The sequence below is a fragment of the Pseudomonas sp. MWU347 genome (assembly GCF_017947305.1).
In the GTDB taxonomy this organism is placed as follows: domain Bacteria; phylum Pseudomonadota; class Gammaproteobacteria; order Pseudomonadales; family Pseudomonadaceae; genus Aquipseudomonas; species Aquipseudomonas putida_A.
Genome location: NZ_JAFGZB010000013.1, coordinates 116,346 through 126,742 on the forward strand (window position 1 = coordinate 116,346; position 10,397 = coordinate 126,742).

Here is a 10,397-nt window from a genome sequence, read left to right on the forward strand (position 1 = left end):
CTTTCTAGAATCGCCCGACATTTTTGCCCGGAACTTACTTCCAGCCAATGTCGTCATCCATACGTAAGTCCGTCAATTCAGACACGCTGACCCGCCTGGCTCAAGCCATCGCGGTGGCTGTGTCCGCCACGTTGGCGGGCTGTTCCAGCCATGCTCCGCAGCCTGAAGCGAGCCATACGCCGAACATTGCTGCGCGAGCCAAGCAGAAACCGATCTGGCTCAGCGAAAAGCCCAGCCCGCAGGTGCCTCAGGACATCTGGGAGCGCATGCGCGGTGGTTTCCAGCTGCAGGACGGCCTGGGCGTCAACCCGCGCATCGAGCAGCAGCGGCTGTGGTTTGCCAGCAACCCGTCCTTTCTGGAGAACGCCGGCGAACGCGGCAGTCTCTACATTCATTACATCGTCGAGCGTCTCGAAGAGCGCAACATGCCGCTGGAGCTGGCCCTGCTGCCAGTGATCGAGAGCGCCTACAACCCGATGGCCTATTCCCGGGCCGACGCTTCGGGCCTGTGGCAATTCATTCCGTCCACCGGTCGTTACTACAACCTGCGCCAGACCCGCTTCTATGATGGCCGTCGCGATATCACCGCCTCGACCACCGCCGCGATGGACTACCTGACTCGTCTGCACGACATGTTCAACGGTGACTGGCTGCTGGCCCTGGCGGCCTATAACGCCGGTGAAGGCACGGTCAGCCGCGCCATCGAGCGTAATGAGAAGCTTGGCCTGCCGACCGATTATTGGAACCTGTCGTCGTTGCCGGCGGAAACCCAGGCCTACGTACCGAAGCTGCTGGCCCTGTCGCAAGTGGTACTGGCCCCGGAAGCCTACGGGGTGAACCTCAACCCGATCGCCAACGAACCGTATTTCCAGGTCGTCGAAATCAACCAGCGCATGGACCTGTCCAAGGTCGCAGCGGTGGCCAACATCGACGAAGACGAGCTGTTCCAGCTCAACCCGGCCTTCAAGCAGCGCACCACCATCGACGGCCCTCAGCATCTGCTGGTGCCGACGTCGAAGGCGCAATTGCTGACCGCCAGCCTGCAGACCATGCGGCCTGAAGAGCTGATCAGCCCGCGCTCGCTGAAGCCGGTGTTCGACGGTGCCGACCCGACTGAAGTGGCGAAGCTCAAGCGCGCCTATCGGGTCAAACGCGGCGACAATCTCGGTTCCATCGCCAAGGCCAACAAGGTCGAAGTCAAGGACCTGCAGCGCTGGAACAAGCTGACCGGCAAGAACCTCAAGGTCGGCCAGACTCTGGTGATGCAGGACACCACCAAACGCGCCCCGGCGCGCAGCGGTGGCCGGGTCAACACGGTGATCGCCGCCAACAGCAAGACCAAAGGCAAGGCCGACAGTCAGCAGCAGACCCAGTACAAGGTCAAGCGTGGCGACACCTTGTATGTGGTGGCCAAGCGTTTCAACGTCGAGATGCAACATCTCAAGCGCTGGAACCCGGGTGCCGGCAAGGCCCTCAAGCCTGGGCAGATGCTCACGGTTTACCAGCCGCACTGACAGAAGAGCCCCTGAACTTTCAGGGGCTTATTTTATTGCCAGAATTATTGTCCCCGATGTATTCCTTGTGGTGAGGGGATTTATCCCCGATGGGGCGCGAAGCGGCCCCTGCCTTCCAAAAACCACGGGGACTGCTGCGCAGTCCATCGGGGATGAATCCCCTCACTACAATGCAAACCGGGTGAGCATTGCACGCCAATTAACAGCCCATTAACCCGCTATCTTTTTCCTGTCCAGACAAGCTGTTACTGTACGGCCCACAAAGCCCAAGCCGCCTGGATCGGATCTGACTTGAAGCGTCCCCTCCTCCTGCTCCTGATCAGCCTGGCCTTGAGCTCACCCGCAAGCGCGACGATTACCGAAAGTCACGGTTATGCGCAGTTCGGCACGCTCAAGTACCCGGCCAGATTTACCCACTTCGACTGGGTCAACCCGCAAGCGCCCAAGGGCGGTACGTTGCGGGTGATGGCGTTCGGCACCTTCGATACGGTCAACCCCTACACGTTCAAGGGCACCAGCCCGGTTACCACACCGAATTTCCTGCAGTACGGCATCAACGAGCTGAACGAGCCGCTGATGGTCGGCACCGGCCAGTATTCACCTTCCGGTGACGAGCCGGCATCGAGCTATGGCTTAATCGCGCAATCGGTGGAGTACAGCGAAGATCGCAGCTGGGTGGTGTTCAATCTGCGCCCGGAAGCGCGCTTTCACGACGGCACCCAGATCACCGCCTACGACGTGGCCTTCTCCTACCGAACACTGCTCAAGGACGGCCACCCGCTGTACCGCACCGCCCTGCAGGAAGTCTCGCGGGTCGACATCCTCAACCCGCAGCGCATTCGTTTCGTGATGAAACGCTCGGGCAATCCGTTACTGATCCTGCGCCTCGGCGAGTTGCCGGTGCTGCCGCAGCACTACTGGAAAGATCGCGACTTCAAGGCCACCACCTTCGAGCCACCGCTGGGCAGTGGCCCGTACCGCATCACCTCGGTGACGCCGGGGCGGCAGCTGATTTTCGAGCGGGTCAAGGATTACTGGGGCAAGGACCTGCCGGTCAATCGCGGCAAGTACAACTTCGATCGCATGGAAGTCGAGTTCTACCGCGACAGCGACGTGGCCTTCGAAGCGTTCAAGGCCGGCGAATTCGACATCTACATCGAGCATCAGGCGAAGAACTGGGCCAACGGCTACAACTTTCCGGCCGTGCGCCGTGGCGAAGTGATCAAGGCGCAGATTCCGCACCAGATCCCGACGCAGAGCCAAGGCCTGTTCATGAACACCCGACGCGCGACCTTCAGCGACGTCAAGGTGCGCGAAGCGCTGGGCCTGATGTTCGACTTCGAATGGACCAACCGCGCGCTGTTCAGCGACGCCTACCAGCGCACCAGCAGCTACTACCCCAACAGCGAGTTTTCCGCGACGGGGCTGCCGGTCGGGCATGAATGGCTGATGCTCAAGCCGTACAAGGAGCAACTACCGGCCAAGCTGTTCACCGAGCCGTTCAGCCTGCCGCAGACCGACGGCCGCGGCATCCCCCGGGAAACCATGCGCAAGGCCCTGGCGCTGCTCGCCGAGGCCGGCTGGAAACTCAACGGCCAGCGCCTGCAAAACGCCCAGGGCCAGCCGCTGAGCTTCGAACTGCTGCTGGTCAATCCGAACCTTGAGCGGATCCTCCAGCCCTATATCGAGAACCTCAACAGCATCGGCATCGACGCGCGCCTGCGCACGGTGGATCGCGCCCAGTACAAGCAGCGTCTGGACCAGTTCGATTTCGACATGATCCTGATGACCCTCAACCAGACCCTCAGCCCGGGTCTGGAGCAATGGCAGTACTTCCATTCCAGTCAGGTCGGGGTCAAGGGCAGCAAGAATTACGCCGGTATTGCCAACCCGGTGGTCGATCACCTGCTCGAACAATTGCTCGCCGCGCAAACCCGCGACGAACAGGTCGCCGCCGGCAAGGCGCTGGACCGCGTGCTGCTCTGGCAGCACTACAGCATTCCCAACTGGTACCTCAATTATCACCGACTGGCCTACCGCAACCGGTTGGCCTTCGTCACCACGCCGCCCTACACCCTGGGCCTGAGCGCGTGGTGGCTGAAATCTTCGGAGAACAATAAATGACGCCCATCCGCGCCCTGCTCGTGCAGGCCAGCGGTCTGCTGTTCGCCGGGCTGGCGATTGCCGCCCCGCAACATGCCGTGACCCTGTACAACGAGCCGCCGAAATACCCGGCGGACTTCAAGCAGTTCGATTACGTGAACCCCGACGCGCCCAAGGGCGGGATCTTCCGTCAGGCCGGGTTCGGCGGCTTCGACAGCCTCAACCCGTTCATCAGCAAAGGCGTGCCGGCCGATGATATCGGGCAGATCTACGACACCCTGACCAAGCATAGTCTCGACGAACCGTTCACCGAGTACGGCCTGATCGCCGCGAAGATCGAGAAAGCCCCGGACAACAGCTGGGTGCGTTTCTACCTGCGCCCGGAAGCGCGTTTTCACGATGGCCATCCGGTGCGCGCCGAAGACGTGGTGTTCAGCTTCCAGACCCTGACCAAGGACGGCTCGCCGCTGTTTCGCGGCTACTACAGCGATGTCGAAGAGGCCATCGCCGAAGACCCGCTCAAGGTGTTGTTCAAGTTCAAGCACACCAACAATCGCGAGTTACCGCTGATCCTCGGTCAGCTCCCGGTGCTGCCGAAACACTGGTGGGCCAGTCGTGATTTTTCCAAGAGCAATCTGGAGATCCCGCTGGGCAGCGGCCCGTACAAGGTCGCCGAAGTGAAAGCCGGGCGCTCGGTGCGCTATGAGCGGGTCAAGGATTACTGGGGCAAGGATCTGCCGGTCAATCGCGGGTTCTACAACTTCGACGTAATGACCACCGATTACTACCGCGACAACACCGTCGCCGTCGAAGCGCTGAAGGCCGGCCAGTTCGATTACTGGCTGGAAATGACCGCGAAGAACTGGGCCAACGCTTACAACATCCCGGCGGTCACCGAAGGCCGCTTGATCAAGGAACAGATCGCCAACAGCAACCCGACCGGCATGCAGGGCTTCGTTTTCAACCTTCGCCGCCCGGTGTTTCAGGATGTGCGGGTGCGGCAGGCGCTCGGCCTGCTGTTCGATTTCGAGTGGACCAACAAGCAGCTGTTCAACGGTGCCTACTTCCGCACCCGCAGCTATTTCGAGAACTCGGAAATGGCTGCCACCGGCCTGCCCGACGCCGAGCAACGGGCGATCCTCGAACCGTTTCGCAGCAAACTGCCGGCCCAGGTGTTCAGCGAAGCCTTTGAGAACCCGAAGACCGACGCCAGCGGCATGATCCGCGCCCAGCAGCGCGAGGCCTATCAGCTGTTGCAGGAGGCTGGCTGGAAGATCGTCGACGACAAAATGGTCGACGCCAACGGCAAACCGGTGGTCATCGAGTTCCTTCTGGCGCAGACCGAATTCGAACGCGTGCTGCTGCCGTTCAAACGCAATCTGGCCGACCTCGGCATCGATCTGGTGATCCGCCGTGTCGACGTTTCGCAATACATCAACCGCGTGCGCTCGCGGGACTTCGACATGATGGTCGGCAGCTTCCCGCAATCCAACTCGCCGGGTAACGAGCAGCGCGAATTCTGGATGAGCGCCGCCGCCGACAAACCGAGCAGCCGCAACACCATGGGCCTGAAGGATCCGATCGTCGATCAACTGGTGGAGAACCTGATCAACGCCGACTCGCGCAGCAGCCTGGTGGCCCATGCGCGAGCGCTGGATCGGGTGCTGCAATGGGGTTACTACGTGGTCCCCAACTGGCACATCAAGACCTGGCGCGTGGCGTACTGGAACCACATCGGTCACCCGAAAGTCTCGCCCAAATACGACATCGGGATTAACACCTGGTGGGTCAAGCCTGACGCGAAACCCGCCATAGAAGTCGAAACCAAACTGCAAGCCGACCCTGTGGGCACGGAGTAATCAGATGCTGGCGTATATCTTTCGGCGACTGCTGCTGATCATCCCGACCCTGTTCGGCATCCTGCTGATCAACTTCGTGATCATCCAGGCCGCGCCCGGCGGCCCGGTGGAGCAGATGATCGCCAAGCTCGAAGGCTTCGAAGGCGCCACCAGCCGCATCGCCGGTGGCGGTGCCGAGGTCTCGGTGGCCGGCTCCGCCTATCGTGGCGCGCAAGGTCTGGACCCGGCGCTGATCAAGGAAATCGAGCACATGTACGGGTTCGACAAATCGGCCCCGGAACGTCTGTGGATCATGGTCAAGAACTACGCGAAGCTGGATTTCGGCGACAGTTTTTTCCGCGACGCCAAGGTCATCGACCTGATCAAGGAAAAGATGCCGGTATCGATCTCGCTCGGGCTGTGGAGCACGCTGATCATGTACCTGGTGTCGATCCCGCTGGGGATCGCCAAGGCCACGCGGCACGGCAGCCACTTCGACGTGTGGACCAGTTCGGCGATCATCATCGGCTATGCGATTCCGGCGTTCCTCTTTGCGATTCTGCTGATCGTGGTGTTTGCCGGCGGCAGCTATCTGGACTGGTTCCCGCTACGCGGGCTGACCTCGAACAACTTCGATGAGCTGAGCCTCGGCGGCAAGATCCTCGACTACTTCTGGCACCTCGCGCTGCCGGTGACCGCGCTGGTGATCGGCAACTTCGCGACCATGACCCTGCTGACCAAAAACAGCTTCCTCGACGAGATCAACAAGCAGTACGTGGTCACCGCCAAGGCCAAGGGCCTGACGCGCAACCGCGTGCTCTACGGCCACGTGTTCCGCAACGCCATGTTGCTGGTGATTGCCGGGTTCCCGTCGGCGTTCATCGGCATCTTCTTCACCGGCTCGTTGCTGGTGGAGGTGATCTTCTCCCTCGACGGTCTGGGTCTGATGAGTTTCGAAGCGGCGATCAACCGCGATTACCCGGTGGTGTTCGGCACTCTGTTCATCTTCACCCTGCTCGGTCTGGTGGTGAAACTGATCGGCGATCTCACCTACACCCTGGTCGATCCGCGCATCGACTTCGCCAGCCGGGAGCATTGAGATGAACCTGTCCCCTCTCAACCGCCGCCGGTTCGAACTGTTCAAGGCCAACAAGCGCGGCTGGTGGTCGCTGTGGCTGTTTCTGATCCTGTTCGGCCTGAGCCTCGGTGCCGAGCTGATCGCCAACGACAAGCCGCTGGTGGTGCATTACGACAACCACTGGTACTTCCCGGCGATCAAGCGCTACCCGGAAACCACCTTCGGCGGCGAATTCCCGCTGGAAGCCAACTACAAGAGCCCGTACATCCGCGAACTGCTCAAGGCCAAGGATGCGTGGGTGTTGTGGGCGCCGATCCCCTACAGCTACCAGAGCATCAACTACGACCTGAAAGTCCCGGCCCCAGCCCCGCCCTCGGCGGACAACCTGCTGGGTACCGACGATCAGGGCCGCGATGTGCTGGCACGGGTGATCTACGGCTTCCGCATTTCCGTACTGTTCGCGCTGACCCTGACCGTGCTCAGCTCGATCATCGGCGTGATTGCCGGCGCGCTGCAGGGTTTCTATGGCGGCTGGGTCGATCTGGCCGGGCAACGCTTTCTGGAGATCTGGTCGGGATTGCCGGTGCTGTACCTGCTGATCATCCTTGCCAGTTTCGTCCAGCCGAATTTCTGGTGGCTGCTGGGGATCATGCTGCTGTTCTCGTGGATGAGCCTGGTCGACGTGGTGCGCGCCGAGTTCCTGCGTGGCCGCAACCTCGAATACGTGCGTGCGGCACGGGCGCTGGGCATGCAGAACGGCGCGATCATGTTCCGCCACATTCTGCCCAACGCGATGGTCTCGACCATGACCTTCATGCCGTTCATTCTTACCGGCGCCATCGGCACCCTGACTGCGCTGGACTTCCTCGGCTTCGGCTTGCCGGCCGGCAGTCCGTCGCTGGGTGAACTGGTGGCCCAGGGCAAGTCCAACTTGCAGGCACCATGGCTGGGCATGAGCGCGTTCGCGGTGCTGGCGCTGATGTTGAGTTTGCTGGTGTTTATCGGTGAGTCCGCTCGCGATGCCTTCGACCCGAGGAAGTGAAATGAATCAGGACAATCTGATCGAAGTGCGCGACCTCGCCGTCGAGTTCGGCTTGAACGAGCGGCGGCACCGAGTGGTCGAGGGCGTGAGTTTCGACATCAAGCGCGGCGAAACCCTGGCGCTGGTCGGCGAGTCCGGCTCGGGCAAATCGGTGACGGCGCACTCGATCCTGCGCCTGCTGCCCTACCCGCTGGCCCGCCATCCAGCCGGCAGCATCAACTATGCCGGGCAGAATCTGCTGGGGCTGAGCGAAAAGACCATCCGGCATATTCGTGGCAACCGCATCGCGATGATCTTTCAGGAGCCGATGACCTCGCTCAACCCGCTGCACTCGATCGAGAAGCAGATCAACGAGATCCTCGGCATCCACAAGGGTCTGAGCGGCAAAGTCGCGACCAAGCGCACTTTGGAGCTGCTGGAGATGGTCGGCATCCCCGAGCCGCACAAGCGCCTCAAGGCCCTGCCCCACGAATTGTCCGGCGGCCAGCGCCAGCGGGTGATGATCGCCATGGCGTTGGCCAACGAGCCGGAACTGCTGATCGCCGACGAGCCGACCACCGCACTGGACGTGACCGTTCAGCTGAAAATCCTCGATTTGCTCAAGGAACTTCAGGCTCGATTGGGCATGTCGCTGCTACTGATCAGTCACGATTTGAACCTGGTGCGAAGAATTGCGCATCGCGTATGTGTCATGCAGCGCGGTTGCATCGTCGAACAGGCATCGTGCGCAGAGCTGTTCCGTTCGCCGCAGCATCCGTACACTCGGGAATTACTCGGCGCGGAGCCCAGCGGAGGCCCGGCGAGCAATAAAATCGGGGCGCCGCTGCTCGAAGTCGAGAACCTCAAAGTCTGGTTCCCGATCAAGAAAGGCCTGCTCAAGCGCACGATGGATTACGTCAAGGCAGTGGACGGCATCAATTTCAGCCTGCCTCAGGGACAGACGCTGGGGATCGTGGGGGAAAGCGGTTCCGGCAAATCCACGCTGGGTCTGGCGATTTTGCGGCTGATCGGCAGCAAAGGCGCGATTCGCTTTGAGGGCAAACAGCTAGACTGCCTGACGCAGAACGAGGTTCGCCCGTTGCGTCGGGAGATGCAGGTGGTGTTTCAGGATCCGTTCGGCAGCCTGAGTCCGCGGATGTGCGTGAGCGACATCGTTGGCGAAGGCCTGCGGATTCACAAGATGGGCACCGCCGCCGAGCAGGAAGCGGCGATTATTGCGGCATTGAAGGAGGTAGGTCTGGATCCGGAAACCCGGCACCGCTACCCTCACGAATTTTCCGGTGGGCAACGGCAGCGTATCGCCATTGCCCGGGCTTTGGTGCTGAAACCGGCGCTGATCCTGCTGGACGAGCCGACGTCGGCGCTCGACCGCACGGTGCAGCGGCAAGTGGTGGAGCTGTTGCGTTCACTGCAAGCCAAGTACAACCTGACGTATTTGTTCATCAGCCATGACCTGGCTGTCGTCAAAGCGCTGAGCCACCAGCTGATGGTGGTCAAGCATGGCCAAGTGGTCGAACAGGGAGCTGCGCAAGATATTTTTGCCGCCCCCAAACATCCGTATACACAGCAGTTGCTGGAAGCCGCTTTTTTGGCACCAGCCACTGCGCAATAACCTGAAAGAGGAGCAACACATGGGTTTTCTCGCCGGTAAGCGCGTACTGATCGTCGGTGTCGCCAGCAAGCTGTCCATCGCATCCGGCATCGCTGCCGCCATGCATCGCGAGGGCGCTGAGCTTGCCTTCACTTATCAGAACGACAAACTGAAAGGTCGTGTTGAGGAATTCGCTCAAGGCTGGGGTTCGAGCCCTGAGCTGTGCTTCCCGTGCGACGTGGCCAGCGATGAAGAAATCGCCAAGGTCTTCGAAGAACTGAGCAAGAAGTGGGACGGCCTGGACTGCATCGTGCACTCCGTCGGCTTCGCCCCGGGCGACCAACTGGACGGCGACTTCACCGAAGCCACCACCCGTGAAGGTTTCCGCATCGCTCACGACATCAGCGCCTACAGCTTCGTGGCCCTGGCCAAGGCTGGCCGCGAAATGATGAAAGGCCGCAACGGCAGCCTGCTGACCCTGTCGTATCTGGGCGCCGAGCGCACCATGCCGAACTACAACGTGATGGGCATGGCCAAGGCTTCGCTGGAAGCTGGCGTGCGTTACCTGGCCGGCTCCCTGGGCCCGGACGGCACCCGCGTCAACTGCGTATCGGCCGGCCCGATCCGTACCCTGGCAGCCTCGGGCATCAAGAACTTCCGCAAGATGCTGGCCGCCAACGAAGCGCAAACCCCACTGCGCCGCAACGTCACCATCGAAGAAGTCGGCAACGCCGGCGCCTTCCTGTGCTCCGACCTGGCGTCGGGCATCAGTGGTGAAATCATGTACGTGGACGGCGGCTTCAACACCACCGCCATGGGCAACATCGAAGAGTAATCTTCGCTCTGCCGATAAAAAACCCGCCAATCGGCGGGTTTTTTTGTGCCTGCAATGTCTTCAACAACCCAAATCCCCTGTAGGAGTGAGCCTGAATTTCGTGAACAGCGGATAAACCTGTGGGAGTGGGCTTGCTCACGAAGAGGCCGGCACATTCAACATGGATATCGCCTGACCGGACGCTTTCGCGAGCAAGCCCGCTCCCACACTGTTTTTACGATATGCCTGAATTTTGTGAGCACCCGATAAACCTGTGGGAGTGGGCTTGCTCACGAAGAGGCCGGCACATTCAACATGGATATCGCCTGAGCGGACGCTTTCGCGAGCAAGCTCGCTCCCACAGGGTTCTGCGGTGTATCTGGATTTTGTGAGCAGCCGATAAACCTGTGGGAGTGG

At 61.0% G+C, this 10,397-nt stretch carries 7 protein-coding genes and 1 pseudogene; 7 read left to right on the plus strand and 1 reads right to left on the minus strand.

Features of this window, described 5'->3' with window-relative positions:
• Positions 1–47: 47 nt before the first annotated feature.
• The 7 genes from KCG87_RS24655 (at position 48) to fabI (ending at position 10,001) form a co-directional block, all read left to right on the plus strand.
• On the plus strand, positions 48–1,514 hold the full coding sequence (locus KCG87_RS24655; RefSeq protein WP_098968280.1) for a LysM peptidoglycan-binding domain-containing protein: 1,467 nt from the start codon (positions 48–50) through the stop codon (positions 1,512–1,514).
• 291 nt (positions 1,515–1,805) lie between these two features.
• On the plus strand, positions 1,806–3,638 hold the full coding sequence (locus KCG87_RS24660; RefSeq protein ID WP_210559041.1) for an extracellular solute-binding protein: 1,833 nt from the start codon (positions 1,806–1,808) through the stop codon (positions 3,636–3,638).
• A complete protein-coding gene (locus KCG87_RS24665; RefSeq protein ID WP_134786108.1) occupies positions 3,635–5,476 on the plus strand; it encodes an extracellular solute-binding protein in 1,842 nt (613 codons plus the stop codon). Before KCG87_RS24660 ends, KCG87_RS24665 begins: the two co-directional genes overlap by 4 nt.
• 4 nt (positions 5,477–5,480) lie before the next feature.
• Positions 5,481–6,554: a microcin C ABC transporter permease YejB gene (locus KCG87_RS24670; protein WP_003224148.1), complete on the plus strand. Its 1,074-nt coding sequence runs from the start codon at positions 5,481–5,483 to the stop codon at positions 6,552–6,554.
• A 1-nt stretch (position 6,555) separates the two neighbouring features.
• Entirely contained in the window at positions 6,556–7,575 is a 1,020-nt protein-coding gene (locus KCG87_RS24675) for an ABC transporter permease (RefSeq protein WP_007965317.1), read from the plus strand.
• A gap of 1 nt (position 7,576) precedes the next feature.
• Positions 7,577–9,187, plus strand: coding sequence for an ABC transporter ATP-binding protein (locus KCG87_RS24680; protein ID WP_210559042.1), 1,611 nt, complete (start codon positions 7,577–7,579; stop codon positions 9,185–9,187).
• A 19-nt stretch (positions 9,188–9,206) separates the two neighbouring features.
• A complete protein-coding gene (gene fabI / locus KCG87_RS24685; RefSeq protein WP_003202751.1) occupies positions 9,207–10,001 on the plus strand; it encodes an enoyl-ACP reductase FabI in 795 nt (264 codons plus the stop codon).
• A 135-nt stretch (positions 10,002–10,136) separates the two neighbouring features.
• Here the strand turns inward: fabI and KCG87_RS24690 are convergent.
• Positions 10,137–10,397 (minus strand): annotated as a pseudogene (locus tag KCG87_RS24690) (hypothetical protein); the annotation flags it as partial.

Coding starts and splice junctions, on each gene's coding strand:
- KCG87_RS24680 (WP_210559042.1), top strand. CDS start 7,577: ATGAATCAGGACAATCTGATCGAAGTGCGCGACCTCGCCGTCGAGTTC.
- KCG87_RS24665 (WP_134786108.1), top strand. CDS start 3,635: ATGACGCCCATCCGCGCCCTGCTCGTGCAGGCCAGCGGTCTGCTGTTC.
- KCG87_RS24655 (WP_098968280.1), top strand. CDS start 48: ATGTCGTCATCCATACGTAAGTCCGTCAATTCAGACACGCTGACCCGC.
- KCG87_RS24675 (WP_007965317.1), top strand. CDS start 6,556: ATGAACCTGTCCCCTCTCAACCGCCGCCGGTTCGAACTGTTCAAGGCC.
- fabI (WP_003202751.1), top strand. CDS start 9,207: ATGGGTTTTCTCGCCGGTAAGCGCGTACTGATCGTCGGTGTCGCCAGC.
- KCG87_RS24670 (WP_003224148.1), top strand. CDS start 5,481: ATGCTGGCGTATATCTTTCGGCGACTGCTGCTGATCATCCCGACCCTG.